Consider the following 18,642-nt stretch of genomic DNA (forward strand, 5'->3'; position numbering starts at 1 on the left):
AAACGACTGTAGGAGCTGCCGCAGGCTGCGATCTTTTGATCTTGTTTTTCAAGATCAAAAGATCGCAGCCTGCGGCAGCTCCTACATGGGAAATATCAGCCGCTATGGATCAGGCCAGCAATTCCTGAATCTTTTCCTGCAATACGTCCAGATCGAACGGTTTTTCCAGGATCGGCGCCTTGCGCGTGATCGGGCTGCCGGTCTCGCGGATTTCCTGCGGGTATCCGCTGATGAAGATCACCTTCAGATCCGGGCGCAGTTTTACTGCAGGCTCCGCGATCTGCACGCCGGAGATCCCGCCCGGCAGGCGGAAGTCAGTGATCAGCATGTCCAGATGCGGCTTGCTCGCGAGGATCTCGAACGCCTGCTCGCCGTTTTCGGCCTGCAACACGCGGTACCCCTGCCCCGACAGGTAATCTGTCAGCACCATCAAGATAACCGGTTCGTCCTCGACGACGAGTACTACATCTTGTGCATCTACGCTCATGGGAAGCCTTTGTTCGGTCAATAGCTGCTGATACGACCGTGCGGTCACTCAGAGGTTGCGTCGGATATGCCGTTTTCCTGGATTGGCAGACAAACGCGAAACAGGGCGCCTTCGTTGATTTGACTCTCGACGACGATGGAACCGCCATGGGCGGCGACGATCTGCTCGGAAATGAACAGACCCAGCCCGAGACCAGCCACTACCGTCTTGGCGGAAACCCGTTCGAACTGTTGGAAAATGCGCTTCTGGTTCTCTTCGCTGATGCCGATGCCACGGTCCTGAACCTCAACCCGCGCCTCGTCGCCTTCACGGTACACGCGCACCTGAATCGGGCTGCGGCCACCGTAGCGCAAGGCATTGGTCAGCAGGTTGGAGACCACCTGCTCGATGCGGAATTCGTCCCAGTAACCTTCCACCGGCTGCGGCGCGGTGAACGACACTTCGGTCTCCGCCGCCTCTATCTGCTGGGCGAAATTCTGCAGCAGGTTGCTCACCAGTTGCGTCAGGTCGAAACGATTCGGCCGGATCGACAGCTTGCCGGTGCGGATGCGCGAAACGTCGAGCATGTCTTCGATCAGCCGGATCAGACTTTTGATCTGGCGCTCGTCGCGATCGACCATCGCGTGCATCTTGTCGAGGGTGAACGCCGCGGCGTTGTCCCGCGCCAGGTGCATCTTGCGCAACTGGGTTTCGAGTATCAGGCCATTGAGCGGCGTGCGCACTTCGTGAGCGACGATTGACATGAAGTCATCGCGCATACGCACCGCCTGCTCCAGCTCCAGTTGCGTGCTTTGCAGTTGTTGCAGCAGCGCTTCCTGCTCGCGACGCGCCTGCTCCAGGGCTTCGACCTGTTGTTTCATGGCCTTGCTCTGGCGGTACAGGTCGACGAATACGTTGACCTTGCTCTTCACCGCGTGGATATCCAGCGGCTTGTGCAGGAAGTCCACCGCCCCGCTCTCGTAGCCCTTGAACGCGTAGTTCAGTTCACGGCCGGCGGCGCTGACGAAAATGATCGGAATGTTCTTGGTTTTCTCGGTGCCGCGCATCAACTCGGCGAGCTCGAAGCCGTTCATCCCCGGCATCTGCACGTCGAGGATGGCCATGGCGAACTCGTGTTGCAGCAGCAGCGAAAGTGCCTCGTCCGCCGACAGCGCCTTGTACACCGTGCGATCCTCGCGCTTGATCAGCGCTTCGAGGGCCAGCAGGTTCTCCGGCAGATCGTCAACGATCAGCAATTTGGCCTGGATATTACTCAGCATGCGATTCGTTCCAGCTCGACAAGCAGACGGCCGATGCCGTGAATGGGTAGGACATGGTCAGGCTGCTGAATTTTCAGCGCAGCCAGAGGCATGGTGGCGACCTGTGCGTCCTGCGGGTCTTGAACGATGGTCAGTCCGCCGCGCTGCTTGACTTGTGCCAGGCCGCGAGCGCCATCGTGATTGGCGCCGGTCAGCAACACGGCAGCCAGGGTTTCGCCGTAAACATCAGCGGCGGACTCAAACAAGTAGTCGATGGCAGGTCGGGAATGGTGTACGCGGTCCTCAAGACTCAGCGACAGACTGCGATCCTGCTCCACCGACAGGTGATACCCGGGCGTGGCGAAATAAACCGTGCCGGGGGCGATGTCCCGCTTGTCGGTCGCCTCTTCCACCGGCAGCATCAGCCGCCGGGCGAACACTTCGGCCAACTGACTGCGCCGCTCCTCCGGCAGGTGCAACACCACAATGATCGGCAACACGTAACCCTGGCGCAACGGCGCGAGCAAAGTCAGCAGGGCCTCAACCCCACCGGCTGAAGCACCGACCACGATGGCCTCGACACGAGGCAAATCCACGGCATCGTTCATAATTTGCGGTAGATCCGTTCTTGTTTGACCAGCGGCTCGAACTGGTTCGAGTAGCCGGAGAAATCCAGCGTTTCCTTGCTGCCCAGCACCAGAAAGCCGCGGTGGCACAGCGATTCGTGAAACAGACCGAAGGCACGGTCCTGAAGTTTCTTGTTGAAGTAAATCAGTACGTTGCGACAGGAAATCAACTGCGTTTCGGAGAACACGCTGTCCGTCGCCAGGCTGTGATCAGCGAAGGTCACGTTCTCACACAGGCTCTTGTCGAAGATCGCGTAGCCATAGGCTGCGGTGTAGTAATCGGCAAAGGAACGCTGACCGCCGGCCTGCTGGTAATTGGCAGTGTAGGCCCGGACATTCTCCATCGAGAAAATGCCCTGTTTGGCCTTGTCCAGCGAGCGCGGATTGATATCGGTAGCGTAGATGATCGTACGGTCGAGCAGGCCTTCTTCGCGCAGCAGAATCGCCATCGAGTAAACCTCCTCGCCAGTGCTGCACCCGGCGATCCAGATCTTCAGCGACGGATAGGTGCGCAGCAGCGGCACCACTTCCTTGCGGATTGCCAGGAAGTGCGACGGGTCGCGGAACATCTCGCTGACCGGGATCGTCAGCAACTGCAGCAACTGCATGAACGCCGTGGGATCGTGCAGGACTTTCTCCTGCAACGCCGAGATCGTTGCGCATTCGAACTGACTCAAGGCGTGCTGCACCCGGCGCTTGATCGAAGCGCCCGAGTAATCGCGAAAATCGTAGCTGTACTTGAGGTAGATCGCCTCGATCAGCAAGCGTAATTCGATTTCGCTGTTGCGCTCCGCGGAGTGACTGCTATCCACTAAATGCGTTCCATCTTCGGTAACCACACGCGAATCAACGAGAACAGGCGATCCAGATCGATCGGCTTGGCCAGATAATCGTTGGCGCCCGCCTGCAGGCAGCGCTCCTGATCGTCTTTCATGGCCTTGGCCGTCACTGCGATGATCGGCAGTTTGCGCCAGCGCGGATCCTTGCGGATTTCAATGGTGGCTTCAAAACCATCCATCTCCGGCATCATCACGTCCATCAGCACCAGGTCGATGTCCTCGATTTCATTCAACTTATCAATCGCTTCGCGACCGTTACGGCCGATCACCACGACTGCGCCTTTGTGCTCCAACGCACTGGTCAGGGCGAAGATGTTGCGCACATCGTCGTCCACCAGCAGCACCTTGCGGCCTTCGAAGACCTTGTCGCGGCTGCGGGCGGTCTTGAGCATCTTCTGCCGTTCATGGGACAACTGCGATTCGACTTTGTGCAGAAAGAGTGTCACCTCATCCAACAGGCGCTCCGGCGAGCGCGCGCCCTTGATGATGATCGAGCGCGAATACTTGCGCAGCTCGGCCTCTTCATCGCGGGTCAGGTTGCGTCCGGTGTAGACGATCACCGGCGGGAACGAGCAGATGTCCTCGGTCGACATGCGCTTGAGCAGATCGTTGCCGAGCATGTCCGGCAATTTCAGGTCGATCACCATGCAGTCGTAAATCGTCGTGCGCAGTTTCTCCAGCGCGTCTTGCGCCAGACCGACCGCGGTGATCTCGATGTCCTCGTCACCGATCAGGCGGGCAATGCTTTCGCGTTGCAGATCGTCATCTTCGACCAGCAACACGCGCTTGACCTTCTGGGTCAGCTTGGCTTCGAGACGGGCGAACACGTCCTTGAGCTCTTCGCGGGTGGTCGGTTTGACTGCGTAACCGATCGCCCCCATGTGCATCGCCGCTTCAACGCGGTCTTCGACCGAGATCACGTGCACCGGGATGTGCCGGGTTTCGGCGTGTTCTTTCAGGCGTTGCAGCACGGTCAGACCGGAGTGATCCGGCAGACGCATGTCGAGCAGAATCGCGTCCGGCACGAACTCGCGGGCCAGGTCATAACCTTCATCCGCTCCGTGCGCCACCAGACACTGATAACCCAGTTCGTGGGCCAGGTCGTAAAGGATGTGGGCGAAATTCGGCTCGTCTTCCACCACCAGAATGCAGCGCGTGGCGAACGGCGCCTTGCCACGGTCGTCGGCAAAGCGCGGGATGTGCACCGGCGCCAGCGGCGACACCGCGATCGATGGCGGCTGCACCACCGGGGCCGGGGCCGATACCGGCGGCGTGAAGGTCAGCGGGATCGCAGGGCTGTCACCCGGCTCGCTGTATTGCTGCGGCAGCACCAGGGTAAACACACTGCCCTGCCCCGGCGCGCTGCTGACACTGATCGAGCCGCCGAGCAAGGCTGCCAGATCACGCGAGATCGACAAGCCCAGACCGGTGCCACCGTACTTGCGGTTGGTGGTGCCATCGGCCTGGCGGAACGCTTCGAAGATGCTTTCCTGCTGATCTGCGGCGATACCGATCCCCGAATCGCGCACGATGAACGCAATGCGCTCGTTCGGCTGGCCGGCGATGGTCAGGCTGACCGCGCCGTGTTCGGTGAACTTCACGGCGTTGGACAGCAGGTTCTTGATCACCTGCTCCAGACGCTGGCGATCGGTGTACAGCATGATCGGCGCATCCGGCTGCAACTCGACGCTGAACGTCAGTTGCTTGTCCGCCGCCAGCGGTTCGAACACGCTGCGCAGGCCGTCGGCCAGCCGCGCGACACTGGTGTTTTCCGGGATCACTTCCAGCTTGCCGGCCTCGACCTTGGAAATGTCGAGAATGTCGTTGATCAGGTTCAGCAGATCGTTGCCCGCCGAATAGATCGACTCGGCGAACTTGACCTGTTCGGCCGTCAGATTGTCCTGCGGGTTCTCGGCCAGCAACTTGGCGAGGATCAGCGAACTGTTCAGCGGCGTGCGCAGTTCGTGGGACATGTTGGCGAGGAATTCGGACTTGTACTTGCTCGAACGCTGCAGTTCTTCGGCGCGTTCTTCGAGCTGCACCTGAGCCTGATTGAGTTCGGTGTTCTTCTGGTCCATGGCGTCGCGCTGCTCGGCCAGGGTTTGCGCCTGTTCGGCCAACTGCTCGTTGGTCTGCTCCAGCTCGACTTGCTGGGTTTCCAGATGCGCCTGGGATTCCTTGAGAATCCGCGACTGTTCTTCCAACTCCTCGTTGGCGGTTTTCAGCTCTTCCTGCTGCACCTGCAACTCTTCGTTGAGCTGCTGGGTTTCGGCCAGCACTTCCTGCAGACGCTGGCGATAACGCGCCGCTTCGATCGAGGTGCCGATGTTGCCGGCAATCAGTTCCAGCAAATCGATATCGCGGTCGGTGAGCGGGCGCAGGAAGCCCAGTTCGATCACCCCGTTGACCCGGTCATCATCACTGGTCGGCACCACCAGCACACTGTGCGGCAGACCTGCGCCCAGGCCGGAGCTGACTTTGAAGTAGTCGGCCGGAACCGAATCCAGGCGAATCAGTTGCCCCTGCTGGGCAACCTGGCCGACGATGCCTTCGCCGCTGTAGATCTGCTGATCTTTTTCTTCCTGTTCGCGGGAGAACCCATAGGACGCCACGCGCTTGAGGCGGCCGTGTTCTTCGCGTACGTACAGCGCCGCCACCGCAGTGCCCAGATATTGTGCGCAGAACTGCAGGATGTTGCGCCCCAGCAGGTTAAGCGTCAGTTGCCCCAGCACCTGTTCCGCCAGTTCGGTCTGGCCGCTGCGCATCCACGCCTGACGCTCCAGACGCTCGGCGCTGGCTTGCTGCGCCGCAAGGTTGGCGCTGTAGCTGTCCGACAGACTGACCAGATCGCGGCGACCGACATACGCGAGCAAACCGCTGATCCCGGCGATGAACAGCAGATAAAGAGTGATGCTCCAGATCGTCGTGCGGCGCACCTCTTCGTTGCGCGTGGTGCGCAACTGCTGCTCCATGTCGATCACGTCTTCGAATTGCTTGCGAATTTCGTCGGTCAGGCGCTTGCCACGCCCGGCCTTGACCGCGCCCCGGTAGTCGCCGCTGGAGCGCTGCAGGTCGATCATGGATTGCGCGTAATTGCTCCACTCAGTCTGCAAGGCCTGCAGACGCCGCAACCGGTCGGTCTGGATTGGGTTGTCGGCAGTGAGTTCGAGCAAGGTATTGAGAGCCACGTTGATCCGCGGCTTGGCGGTCTCGTACGGGTCGAGGAAGTGCTCGTCGCCACTGAGCAGGAAGCCGCGCATGCCGGTTTCCAGATCAACGGTGAGTTTCACCGCTTCGTTGGCGTTATTGATCACCCGGTCGGTGTGTTCCACCCACTGGATCACCGAGAGCAAATAGGTGATCAGCGAAATGAAAAACACTGCACTGATCGCGCCGACGCCCAAAGGCAGACTGATGTTGCGCGTCAGGAGTTTACGGAACCGTGTTTCGTCAACTGTAGACCGAGTGGACATGGGGCAGCCTTGTCGAACTGTCGAAACCCGGGAGTTTGCCCCAAAACGGTACTATGGATCCATTTTTCTCACCGCCATGATGGCAATTTCCTACATTTGCTGCACTTCCCGATCAGGCAACGGGTATCCTTGCCGCCCCGATTTGCAGCTAATCTTTTTCGTATCCGCTCGGGAACTTGTGGCCATGCGCCACTTACTCATGCAAGAGCCCGGCATTTTCGACCGGTCGCCGTTCCGATTTCATTTCTTGAGAGCACCAATATGTCCACCCCAGCGTCCACCATCCTTGTAGTAGAAGACGACAACATCGTGCGCATGCTCATCGTCGATGTGCTGGAGGAGCTGGATTTCAAGGTGTTGGAGGCGGCAGACGGCGAATCTGCGCTGAACACTCTCGGGGATCAGAGCAAGCATATCGACTTGATGATGACCGACCACGGTCTGCCGGACATGACAGGTAGTGAACTGGCCGAAAAGGCACGTCAACAGCGCCCCACCCTGCCTGTGCTGTTCGCCAGCGGATACGCCGAAAACATCGACGTGCCTGCTGATATGCACGTTATCGGCAAACCATTCTCGATCGATCAACTGCGTGACAAGGTCAAGGGCATTCTGAACCAGTGATTCACCTTGATCCGGCAGCGGCTGCAGATGTGCTCTAATTGCGCGCCATTTTCAGCCGCCTGCCTGCAAGGAACACCCGTCAATGACTGCATCACCCGCCACCAAAGTTCTGGTCATCGGTTACGTCTGGCCCGAACCGCGCTCTTCGGCAGCCAGCGGGCATGTGATGCAGATCCTCGATACGTTCCTGCAGCAAGGCTGGGACATCACCTTCAGCAGCCCGGCCGGCCCGGGCGAGCACAAGGCTGACCTGACGGCACTGGGCATCCGCGAAGTGCCGATCGAACTCAACAACAGCAGCTTCGATAGTTTCATCCGTGAACTGGCTCCGGATATCGTCCTGTTCGATCAGTTCATGATGGAAGAGCAGTTCGGCTGGCGCGTCGAAAAGCAATGCCCGGACGCCTTGCGCGTACTGGAGACATCCGACCTGCAGAGCCTGCGCCACGCCCGTCACCAACGGCTCAAGGAACGCTTGAAGGACGACCCGGACAATCAGGACTTCAGTGCCCTGTTCGCGCCGGCGCTGCGTGAAGAGTTCGAGTTGATGGCCGACACTGACCTGGCCAAACGGGAAATCGCCGCGTTGTATCGCTGCGATCTGAATCTGATGATTTCCGAAGTGGAAATCCAGTTGCTGGTCGAACAGTTTCAAGTCCCGGGCGACCTGCTGCACTGGTGCCCGCTGATGCTCGAACCACCGCGCGATTCGTTCGTCCCCTTTGAAGAGCGCGCGCACTTTCTCAGTATTGGCAACTTCCGTCACGCGCCCAACTGGGACGCCGTCCTGTGGATGAAGACCGCCGTCTGGCCGCTGATCCGCCAGCAATTGCCCGGCGCCCAACTGCATGTCTACGGTGCCTATACGCCGCCCAAGGCCACAGCCCTGCACAACGCGGCGCAGGGGTTTCATGTGATGAACTGGGCAGAAGATGCGCTGCAAGTGATGTCACAAGCCCGGGTTTGCCTGGCGCCTTTGCGTTTCGGCGCTGGGATCAAGGGCAAGATCGTCGATGCGATGCTCTGCGGCACGCCCAATGTCACGACGCCCATCGGCGCCGAAGGCATGGGCGGCGCATTGCCCTGGCCCGGTGCGGTGGCTCAGTCGGCCCAGGCCCTGGCCAACGCCGCTGTGGCACTGCACGAAGACAGACTGAGCTGGACTGATGCACAACAGGCCGGCACTGCGTTGTTGAACGCGCGTTATCGGCAGGCTGATCACGGCCCGGCGCTGATCAATCGCCTGCAACATTGCCGCGACAACTTGTCGGCGATACGTCGCGCCAACTTTACTGGCAGCATGTTGCGCCACCACTTGCATAAAAGCACCCAATACATGGCGCAGTGGATCGAAGCAAAGAACCAGAAAAGTTGATAAATAAAGTGCAAAATCACATTGCCAATACTTTGCAAAGAGTGCTGGCTTGTACTTTTTCCGTTTGCACCAAAGAATAACTTCCGAACTGACCAAATAAGTTGACTGGTCGGAAATTAAACTTTATCTGCAACGGAATGCACCATGAGTAATTACCCTTTCAAAAACTGGATGGCAGCTACACCGGATATGGACCGACTGACCCTTGGTGAAGTGGCCTGGCCCGGCGCGCATAATTCCGGGCTGGATTTCGATTTTCCGTACCCGGCTTATCTCCAACCCGCCCAGAACTGGTTTGTCTGTCAGGACGGCCCGTTCATTCAGCAACTTAATGAAGGCGTGCGTGCCTTCGACTTGCGTCTGCACGCCGATGAACACTGGCTGGGCATCAGGAAGTTTCATACCTTTCATGGCGTGAAACTGCTCCAGGGACGCTCCTTGAGCGAGCTGGTAAAAAGTCTAAACTTTTTCCTCAATGAAAATCCGAACGAGTTCATCGTATTGGACTTACATGAACTCAAGGGCACCAACGATCAGCCATTCGATTACAAGGGTTTCCATGAAGTCATCACAACGGAACTGGCTTCGCGGCTTATTCCCCGAAACAACAGTCATCTGACCCTTGAACAACTTAAAAGGGCCAGTTCGCTACAACGCGTGGTGTTGGCAAGCGACTCGCACCCGGATTTCAATTCGCCCCTGTACTGGCCGAAAATCCGCCATGAATGGAGCGGGTCGGACATCACCTCGCCAGAGCAACTCAAGCAACACATCACCCGAACCCTCGCCAACCCGCCGGTACCCGGCAGCCTCTGGTCATTGTCGGCCACCAGCTACGGCGAACTGGCCGGCGTCAAGCGGATCACCGACGAACTCGATCAATGGTTTGGCCCAGACTCGGGATGGGCGCCGAAGTGCAGCATTATCAATGCCGACTTCATCGGTGGCACTCCACTGATCAGCCATTGCCAGCAGGTCAACCAGTCCAAAGGTCTACGCAAGGCCCGGGGCTGAGGCGCTGGAACTGTCCGTGACGCGCGTGCATGATGGGCGCCTGAACACCACAACAAGACGCATCGGACATGACTCGGGCAACCAGAATCACTGATCCCTCCTACGAACTGATGGACGACCATAACGGGTTGTCCATCATCTACCGTCAGCATGGTTTTCCGTGCCCGTTAGTGCGCTGGCATTTTCACAAGGAATACGAACTGCACCTGATCGTCGCCAGTTCCGGCAAGGTCTTCATCGGCGACTACATCGGCAACTTTTATCCGCAAACATTGTTCCTCACCGGGCCCAATCTGCCGCACAACTGGATCAGCCAGGTGGCCGACGACGAGGTGGTGGAAAAGCGCGACATGCTGGTGAACTTCACCGATGAGTTGTTCGACAGCGGGCACCAGGTGTTCGCCGAACTCAAGACTTTGGCGCCGCTACTGGAGCGTGCGCAATATGGCATCGAATTTCGCGACAAGGATACGATCCGTCAGGCCATGACGTTGATGCAGCGAATTGCCGACACGCGCGGCGTTACCCGTCTCGGACACTTTTTCATTTTGATGGAGCTGCTGGCGGCGACTGACGATTATCAATTGCTGTCCGGCGCCACTAACACGCAACTGGCCGACGAGCACAACATCGACCGCACCAACCGAGCGGTCGACTTCATCTTCGACCATTACGCCCGCGAATTGACTCTGGAAGAAGTCGCCGATCATCTGGGGATGAAGCCGACCTATTTCAGCCGCGTGTTCAAACAGGCCACCGGGCGCAACTTCATCGAGTTCGTCAATCGCCTGCGCATCAGTAAATCCTGCGAACTGCTCGCTGACGGCGACAAACCGGTGACCGAGGTGTGTTTCGAGTCGGGGTTCAACAACATTTCCAACTTCAACCGGCGCTTCCAGCAACTCAAGGGCATGACGCCGTCGCACTATCGACGCCTCGCTGTACAGCGTCTGACCGAACAAAACCTCGGCTGATATTACCGCCCCTTGTAGGAGTGAGCCTGCTCGCGAAAGCGGGGTATCAGTCAACTGATCTGCAAATTGACACAGCGCTTTCGCGAGCAAGCCCGCTCCCACAAAGAGCATCTGATGCGATGAAACCTGTACTGATTCGATAGCCCCTTCCCACTGAAAAGCCCTTCCCTGCGTCTACCGCAACAAACACCAGTGCAAAAAAGTATTGATTTGAGTGCGACGGATGATTTGTCAGCCCGTCGATTGAGGGCTGTAATCAGCGCACATTCTTCCTGCATTCGGAAGACACAAAAACAATAACTGTCCTTCTGCCGCCCGCCGGGTGCAGAAAAGGAGTGCACGATGCAACCCACTGCAAAAGCTCTGCTAGCCCTCACCTGCATGACCCTCAGCAGCGTCAGCCTTGGCGCCCAGACCCTGACCATCGCCACCGTCAACAACAGCGACATGATCCGCATGCAAAAGCTCTCGAAAACCTTCGAGTCCGAGCATCCGGAGATCAAACTCAACTGGGTGGTGCTGGAAGAAAACGTCCTGCGCCAGCGCCTGACTACCGACATCGCCACCCAGGGCGGGCAGTTCGATGTGTTGACCATCGGCATGTACGAAGCGGCACTCTGGGGCGCCAAGGGCTGGCTCGAACCGATGAAGGATCTGCCGGCTTCTTACGCCCTCGACGACGTATTCCCGTCGGTGCGCGAAGGCCTGTCGGTCAAGGGTTCGCTGTACGCCCTGCCGTTTTACGCCGAAAGCTCGATCACCTATTACCGCACAGACCTGTTCAAGGATGCCGGGCTGAGCATGCCTGAGCGCCCGACCTGGGAACAGATCGCCGGCTTCGCCGAAAAACTCACCAACAAGGACAAAGAGCAGTACGGCATCTGTCTGCGCGGCAAGGCCGGTTGGGGCGAGAACATGGCGCTGATCACCACCGTCGCCAACGCCTATGGCGCGCGCTGGTTCAATGAAAAATGGCAGCCGGAATTCACCGGGCCGGAATGGAAAAACGCGCTGAATTTCTACGTCGACACCATGAAGAAATCCGGCCCGCCGGGCGCCTCCAGCAACGGCTTCAACGAGAACCTCGCGCTGTTCAACAGTGGCAAGTGCGCGATCTGGGTGGACGCTTCCGTCGCCGGCTCGTTCGTCACCGACAAGACCCAAAGCAAGGTCGCCGATCACGTCGGCTTCACCTTCGCCCCGCATCAGGTTACCGATAAAGGCTCGGCATGGCTGTATTCATGGGCACTGGCGATTCCGACCAGTTCCAAGGCCAAGGACGCCGCCAAAGCGTTCAGCGCCTGGGCCACCTCCAAGGAATACGGCGAGCTGGTGGCCAAGACCGACGGCATCGCCAACGTGCCGCCGGGCACCCGCGCATCGACCTACAGCGATGCTTACATGAGCGCCGCGCCGTTCGCCAAGGTCACGCTGGAATCGCTCAAGGCCGCAGACCCGAGCAAACCGACGCTGAAACCGGTGCCTTACATCGGCATTCAGCTGGTGACCATTCCTGAATTCCAGGGCGTGGGCACCCAGGTCGGCAAGCTGTTCTCGGCAGCGCTGATCGGCCAGACCACGGTGGATCAGGCCCTGACCGCCGCGCAGCAGACCACCGAACGCGAGATGAAGCGCGCCGGTTATCCCAAGTAACCACACTGCTCGCTCCTGCCTTTTGTAGGAGTGAGCCTGCTCGCGATGGCGGTTTTCCATCAAACCCCATTGGTGGCTGACACACCGCTATCGCGAGCAGGCTCACTCCTACATTAGATCTCCATAGGTCTGTATGACTCGGTTGTGATCACCATGAATACTTCAACTGCCAAAGCCCACCTCGACTTGTCGCAACCCCAGCGCAAAGTCCGCGTACGCAATCCCGGCTGGTTTCTGGTCAGCCCTTCGGTGGCCCTGTTGCTGCTGTGGATGATCGTGCCGTTGGGCATGACCATCTACTTCTCGATGATTCGCTACAACCTGCTCGATCCGGGGGTGAACGAATTCGTCGGGCTGGAGAACTTCAGCTATTTCCTTACCGATTCCGGGTTCCTGCCCGGTGCCACCAACACCCTGTTGCTGGTGGGTAGCGTGCTGCTGATCAGCGTGGTGTTCGGGGTGTTGATCAGCGCGTTGCTTGAGGCCAGCGAATTTCTCGGCCGCGGCATCGTGCGGGTGATGCTGATCTCGCCGTTCTTCATCATGCCCACCGTCGGCGCGCTGATCTGGAAGAACCTGATTTTCCATCCGGTGTCGGGGATTCTCGCCTACGTATGGCGGCTGTTCGGTGCCGAGCCGGTGGACTGGCTGGCGCATTACCCGCTGCTGTCGATCATCATCATTGTCTCGTGGCAATGGCTGCCCTTCGCGATCCTGATCCTGATGACCGCCATGCAGTCCCTCGACCAGGAACAGAAAGAAGCAGCGCGTCTCGATGGTGCCGGCCCCGTCGCGATCTTCTGGCATCTGACCCTGCCGCACCTCGCACGCCCGATTGCCGTGGTGGTGATGATCGAAACGATCTTTCTGCTGTCGGTGTTCGCCGAGATTTTCACCACCACCAACGGCGGCCCCGGCTACGCCTCGACCAACCTCGCCTACCTGATCTACAACCAGGCGCTGGTGCAGTTCGACGTCGGCATGGCCTCGGCGGGCGGCTTGATTGCCGTGGTCATCGCCAACATCGCCGCGATCATTCTGGTGCGGATGATCGGCAAAAACCTGACTGACAAAGCCTGAGGCCCGCCATGACTCTTCAACAATCCCGCCGGCTGCAAAGCCTGCTGCTCGGCACCCTGGCCTGGGCCATCGCGATCGTGATTTTCTTCCCGATCTTCTGGATGGTGATGACCAGTTTCAAGACTGAAATCGACGCCTTCGCCACGCCGCCGCAGTTCATCTTCACGCCAACGCTGGAGAACTACCTGCACATCAACGAGCGCAGCGACTACTTCAGTTTTGCCTGGAACTCGGTGGTGATTTCCTTCAGTGCCACGGCGCTGTGCCTGCTGATCGCGGTGCCCGCCGCCTACTCGATGGCGTTCTACGAAACCCAGCGCACCAAGGGCACGCTGCTGTGGATGCTCTCGACCAAGATGCTGCCGCCGGTGGGCGTGCTGATGCCGATCTACCTGCTGGCCAAGAGTTTCGGTCTGCTCGACACGCGCATCGCGTTGATCGTGATCTACACGCTGATCAACCTGCCGATCGTGGTGTGGATGATTTACACCTACTTCAAGGACATCCCCAAAGACATCCTCGAAGCCGCCCGCCTGGATGGCGCCACCTTGTGGCAGGAAATGGTCCGCGTGCTGCTGCCGATCGCCAAGGGCGGTCTCGCTTCGACCGTGCTGCTGTCGCTGATTCTGTGCTGGAACGAAGCGTTCTGGTCGCTGAACCTGACCTCGTCGAAAGCCGCACCACTGACGGCTCTGATCGCCTCCTACTCAAGCCCCGAAGGCTTGTTCTGGGCCAAGTTGTCAGCGGTCTCGACCTTGGCCTGCGCGCCGATCCTGATCTTCGGCTGGATCAGCCAGAAGCAACTGGTGCGCGGCCTGTCGTTCGGTGCCGTGAAATGAATATTCCAGAACCAACACCTTCCCCTGTGGGAGCGGGCTTGCTCGCGAAAGCGGTGGGTCATCCAACAATGATCGTGACTGACACGGCCCCTTCGCGAGCAAGCCCGCTCCCACCAAAAGCATGCCCGGCGCCATTGAATTAACTTAAGTGGAGGCCCATCAAAATGGCCAACCTGAAAATCAAGAATCTGCAAAAAGGCTTCGAAGGTTTCTCCATCATCAAGGGCATCGACCTTGAGGTGAACGACAAGGAGTTCGTGGTCTTCGTCGGCCCGTCCGGCTGCGGCAAATCCACCCTGCTGCGGCTGATCGCCGGGCTGGAAGAAGTCAGCGGCGGTACCATCGAACTCGATGGCCGCGACATCACCGAAGTCAGCCCGGCCAAGCGCGATCTGGCGATGGTATTTCAGACCTACGCGCTGTACCCGCACATGACCGTGAAGAAAAACATGTCGTTCGCCCTCGACCTGGCCGGTGTACCGAAAGCCGAAGTCGAGAAAAAGGTCGGCGAAGCGGCGCGCATTCTCGAACTCGGGCCGATGCTCGAGCGCAAGCCGAAACAGCTGTCCGGCGGCCAACGGCAACGGGTCGCCATCGGCCGCGCCATCGTGCGCAATCCGAAAATTTTCCTGTTCGACGAACCGCTGTCCAACCTCGACGCCGCGCTGCGCGTGCAGATGCGTCTGGAGCTGCTGCGTCTGCACAAGGACCTGCAAGCCACGATGATCTACGTGACCCACGATCAGGTCGAAGCCATGACCATGGCCGACAAAGTGGTGGTGCTCAACGGCGGCAAAATCGAGCAGGTCGGCTCGCCGCTGGACCTCTATCACAACCCGGCCAACCTGTTCGTCGCCGGTTTTCTCGGCACGCCGAAAATGGGTTTCCTCAAAGGCAAGATCGCCCGCATCGACGGCCAGAGCTGCGAAGTCTCGCTGGACGCCGGCACGCGCATCACCCTGCCGTTCAACGCCGCCAACCTGAGCGTCGGAAGCGCGGTGACCCTGGGCATTCGCCCGGAACATCTGGAGCTGGCACAACCGGGCGACTGCACCCTGCAAGTCACCGCCGACGTCAGCGAACGCCTGGGCAGCGACACCTTCTGCCACGTCACCACCAACGCCGGCGAAGCCCTGACCATGCGCGTGCGCGGTGACCTGGCGAGCCGCTACGGCGAGCAACTGAACCTGCACCTGGACGCCAGCCATTGCCACCTGTTCGACGCCGATGGCGTGGCGCTGACCCGCCCGCTTCGCGCCGCGGCCTGAATTTCGAGACCTGCCCGATGAAACTGAATGAACAAAACCTGCATCGCCTCGCCCCCGAGGTGCAACTGCCGGCCTACAACCTCAGCGACACCCGTCAGGGCATCGCGCACATTGGCGTCGGCGGCTTCCACCGCGCGCATCAGGCGTATTACACCGATGCGCTGATGAACACCGGCGAAGCCCTCGACTGGGCGATTTGCGGCGTCGGCCTGCGCGCGGAAGACCGCCGCGCCCGTGACGACCTCAAGGAGCAGGATTACCTGTTTACCCTGTTTGAACTCGGTGATAGCAATGACACCGAAGTCCGGGTGATCGGTGCGATCCGCGACATGCTCCTGGCCGAGGATGGCGCGCAGGCGCTGATCGACAAACTTGCCGATCCGCAGATCCGCATTGTCTCGCTGACCATCACCGAAGGCGGCTACTGCATCGACGACAGCAACGGCGAATTCATGGCGCACCTGCCGCAGATTCAACACGACCTGGCACATCCGCAGGCGCCGAAAACCGTGTTCGGTTTCCTCTGCGCGGCGCTGGAAAAACGCCGTGGCGCGGGCATACCGGCGTTCACGATCATTTCCTGCGATAACCTGCCGCATAACGGCGCGGTGACCCGCAAGGCGCTGCTCGCCTTCGCCACCCTGCGTGACCCGGGGCTGCGCGACTGGATCGAGCAGAACGTCAGTTTTCCCAACGCCATGGTCGATCGCATCACACCGATGACCAGCACCGCGCATCGTCTGCAACTGGCCGACAAACACGCGGTCGACGATGCCTGGCCGGTGGTCTGTGAGCCTTTTGTGCAGTGGGTACTGGAAGACAAGTTCGTCAATGGGCGCCCGGCCTGGGAACAGGTTGGCGTGCAGTTCACCGATGACGTTTCGCCCTACGAAGAGATGAAGATCAAACTGCTCAACGGCAGCCATCTGGCGCTGACGTATCTGGGCTTTTTGAAGGGCTATCGCTTCGTTCACGAAACCATGAACGACCCGCTGTTCGTGCGTTACATGCGCGCCTACATGGACCTCGACGTCACCCCGCAACTGGCGCCGGTGCCGGGCATCGACCTGACCGACTACAAGAACACGCTGGTGGCGCGCTTTTCCAATCAGGCGATTGCCGATCAGCTGGAACGGGTGTGCTCGGATGGCTCGTCGAAGTTTCCCAAGTTCACCATTCCGACGATCAATCGCTTGATTGCCGATGGTCAGGAAACCAGGCGTGCGGCGTTGGTGGTGGCGGCCTGGGCGTTGTATTTGAAGGGCGTGGATGAGAATGGCGACACTTATACGATTCCCGATCCACGGGCAGAGTTTTGTCAGGGACTGGTGGCCGATGATGCGTTGATTACTCAGCGGTTGTTGGCGGTTGAGGAGATCTTCGGCACGGCGATACCGCGTTCGGCGGCGTTTGTGGCGGCGTTCGAGTGGTGCTGCAACAGCTTGCGCGAGGTGGGCGTGACGCGCACTTTGGAGCGGGTGCTGGCTGAGTGATGCGGTGAAACCACCGATGCCATCGCTGGCAAGCCAGCTCCCACAGGGTTTTCAATCGTTCATGGATTTTGCGTACAACCGAGAACCTGTGGGAGCTGGCTTGCCAGCGATTGGCTTCACCTTGACTCACCTGACACCCTGAGGACCTCACTGTGACCACCCGACAACTCTTCCTCGGCATCGACTGCGGCACCCAAGGCACCAAGGCGATCATCCTCGATGCCGCCAGCGGTCAGGTGCTCGGCGAAGGCGCGGCCACGCACACGATGATCAGCGGCGCCAATGGCCGGCGCGAGCAGGACACCCAACAGTGGCTGGACGCCTTCGCCCTCGCCACCCGCCGCGCTTTGCTCGCGGCCAATGTCGACGGTCAGGCGATCCTCGGCGTCGGCGTCTCCGGCCAGCAACACGGCCTGGTGCTGCTCGACGATCAGGGCCAGGTGCTGCGCCCGGCCAAGCTGTGGTGCGACACCGAAACCACTGACGAAAACGACCGTCTGCTCCAACACCTCGGCGGTGAAAAAGGCTCGCTGGAACGCCTCGGCGTGGTCATCGCGCCGGGCTACACCGTGTCGAAACTGCTGTGGACCAAAGAACAGCACCCGGAGGTTTTCTCGCGCATCGCACGCATCCTGTTGCCCCACGACTACCTGAACTTCTGGCTCACCGGCCGCGCCTGCAGCGAGTATGGCGACGCTTCCGGCACCGGTTATTTCAATGTGCGCAGCCGTCAGTGGGACTTGCAACTGCTGCGCGATATCGACGCCACCGGTCGCCTGCAAGCTGCATTGCCGGAGCTGATCGACGCGCATCAGGCGGTCGGCACGCTGCTGCCGGCGATTGCCGAACAGCTCGGCCTCAACCCGAATGCGCTGGTTTCCAGCGGTGGTGGCGACAACATGATGGGCGCCATCGGCACCGGCAACATTCAGCCGGGAGCGATCACCATGAGCCTCGGTTCCTCCGGCACGGTGTACGCCTATGCCGAAGCGCCGAAAGTCAGCGCGGACGCTTCGGTCGCGACCTTCTGCTCGTCCAGCGGCGGCTGGCTGCCGCTGATCTGCACCATGAACCTGACCAACGCCACCGGTGCGATCCGCGAACTGTTCAACCTGGATCTCGAACAATTCAACGACCTCGTGGCCCAGGCGCCGATCGGCGCCGAAGGCGTGAGCATGTTGCCATTCCTCAACGGAGAGCGCGTCCCCGCCCTGCCCCATGCCACCGGCAGCCTGCACGGCCTGACCCTGAGCAACCTGACCCAGGCCAACCTGTGTCGCGCCGTGGTCGAAGGCACCACCTTCGGTTTGCGTTATGGACTGGATCTGTTGCGCCACAATGGTTTACAAAGCCGCAGCATTTGCCTGATCGGCGGCGGTTCGAAAAGTGCGGTGTGGCGGCAGATCGTCGCCGACATCATGAACACCCCGGTGATCTGCACCGAACACAGCGAAGCCGCAGCCCTTGGCGCGGCGATTCAGGCAGCGTGGTGCAAGTCATGGTCGAACGGCCACGAGGACACTTTGGCCGATCTGTGCCAGCGCTGCGTGAAGCTCGATCTGCACAGTGAAACCCTGCCGGTCGCCGCCCATGTCGCGGCGTTCCAGCAGGCCTATGAACGCTATCAACAGCATGTCGCAACCCTATAAAGAGCAAACA

The 18,642-nt window shown here is 59.7% G+C and carries 15 protein-coding genes; 10 read left to right on the forward strand and 5 right to left on the reverse strand.

Going from position 1 to position 18,642, the window contains the following annotated elements:
* Positions 1–109: 109 nt before the first annotated feature.
* The 5 genes from HDC30_RS00730 to HDC30_RS00750 are packed head-to-tail and all read right to left on the reverse strand — an operon-like array spanning position 110 to position 6,663.
* Positions 110–487: a response regulator gene (locus tag HDC30_RS00730; RefSeq protein ID WP_003225116.1), complete on the reverse strand. Its 378-nt coding sequence runs from the start codon at positions 485–487 to the stop codon at positions 110–112.
* A gap of 44 nt (positions 488–531) precedes the next feature.
* Positions 532–1,746, reverse strand: coding sequence for a hybrid sensor histidine kinase/response regulator (locus HDC30_RS00735; RefSeq protein WP_027612747.1), 1,215 nt, complete (start codon positions 1,744–1,746; stop codon positions 532–534).
* A complete protein-coding gene (locus HDC30_RS00740) occupies positions 1,740–2,333 on the reverse strand; it encodes a chemotaxis protein CheB (RefSeq protein WP_183779956.1) in 594 nt (197 codons plus the stop codon). The genes HDC30_RS00735 and HDC30_RS00740 overlap by 7 nt, the downstream gene beginning before the upstream one ends.
* Complete coding sequence (locus HDC30_RS00745) at positions 2,330–3,163, reverse strand: protein-glutamate O-methyltransferase CheR (protein ID WP_027612745.1); 834 nt, start codon at positions 3,161–3,163, stop codon at positions 2,330–2,332. The genes HDC30_RS00740 and HDC30_RS00745 overlap by 4 nt, the downstream gene beginning before the upstream one ends.
* Complete coding sequence (locus HDC30_RS00750; RefSeq protein ID WP_183779959.1) at positions 3,163–6,663, reverse strand: response regulator; 3,501 nt, start codon at positions 6,661–6,663, stop codon at positions 3,163–3,165. Before HDC30_RS00750 ends, HDC30_RS00745 begins: the two co-directional genes overlap by 1 nt.
* 261 nt (positions 6,664–6,924) lie before the next feature.
* Here HDC30_RS00750 and HDC30_RS00755 point away from each other — a divergent pair, with 261 nt between their 5' ends.
* From HDC30_RS00755 to xylB, 10 genes are all read left to right on the forward strand, one after another.
* On the forward strand, positions 6,925–7,287 hold the full coding sequence (locus HDC30_RS00755; RefSeq protein WP_183779963.1) for a response regulator: 363 nt from the start codon (positions 6,925–6,927) through the stop codon (positions 7,285–7,287).
* 82 nt (positions 7,288–7,369) lie between these two features.
* Entirely contained in the window at positions 7,370–8,662 is a 1,293-nt protein-coding gene (locus HDC30_RS00760) for a glycosyltransferase (protein ID WP_183779966.1), read from the forward strand.
* A 144-nt stretch (positions 8,663–8,806) separates the two neighbouring features.
* Positions 8,807–9,676 carry a phosphatidylinositol-specific phospholipase C domain-containing protein gene (locus tag HDC30_RS00765; protein ID WP_183779970.1) on the forward strand — a complete coding sequence of 290 codons (870 nt, stop codon included), beginning with the start codon at positions 8,807–8,809 and terminating at the stop codon, positions 9,674–9,676.
* A 68-nt stretch (positions 9,677–9,744) separates the two neighbouring features.
* The gene (locus HDC30_RS00770; protein ID WP_096796578.1) at positions 9,745–10,650 is read left to right on the forward strand and encodes an AraC family transcriptional regulator; all 906 of its coding nucleotides are present in this window, start codon (positions 9,745–9,747) and stop codon (positions 10,648–10,650) included.
* 342 nt (positions 10,651–10,992) lie between these two features.
* On the forward strand, positions 10,993–12,303 hold the full coding sequence (locus HDC30_RS00775; protein WP_183779973.1) for a sugar ABC transporter substrate-binding protein: 1,311 nt from the start codon (positions 10,993–10,995) through the stop codon (positions 12,301–12,303).
* Positions 12,304–12,456: 153 nt separating this feature from the next.
* Complete coding sequence (locus HDC30_RS00780; RefSeq protein WP_096796586.1) at positions 12,457–13,383, forward strand: carbohydrate ABC transporter permease; 927 nt, start codon at positions 12,457–12,459, stop codon at positions 13,381–13,383.
* 8 nt (positions 13,384–13,391) lie between these two features.
* Entirely contained in the window at positions 13,392–14,222 is an 831-nt protein-coding gene (locus HDC30_RS00785) for a carbohydrate ABC transporter permease (protein WP_003225143.1), read from the forward strand.
* A gap of 164 nt (positions 14,223–14,386) precedes the next feature.
* Positions 14,387–15,490, forward strand: a complete 1,104-nt coding sequence (locus tag HDC30_RS00790) for an ABC transporter ATP-binding protein (RefSeq protein WP_096796576.1) — start codon at positions 14,387–14,389, stop codon at positions 15,488–15,490.
* A gap of 17 nt (positions 15,491–15,507) precedes the next feature.
* The gene (locus HDC30_RS00795) at positions 15,508–16,983 is read left to right on the forward strand and encodes a mannitol dehydrogenase family protein (RefSeq protein WP_183779976.1); all 1,476 of its coding nucleotides are present in this window, start codon (positions 15,508–15,510) and stop codon (positions 16,981–16,983) included.
* A 152-nt stretch (positions 16,984–17,135) separates the two neighbouring features.
* Complete coding sequence (gene xylB, locus HDC30_RS00800) at positions 17,136–18,632, forward strand: xylulokinase (protein ID WP_183779979.1); 1,497 nt, start codon at positions 17,136–17,138, stop codon at positions 18,630–18,632.
* The last annotated feature ends 10 nt before the right edge of the window (positions 18,633–18,642 follow it).

This window comes from Pseudomonas sp. JAI115 (assembly GCF_014200835.1).
GTDB lineage: Bacteria > Pseudomonadota > Gammaproteobacteria > Pseudomonadales > Pseudomonadaceae > Aquipseudomonas > Aquipseudomonas putida_A.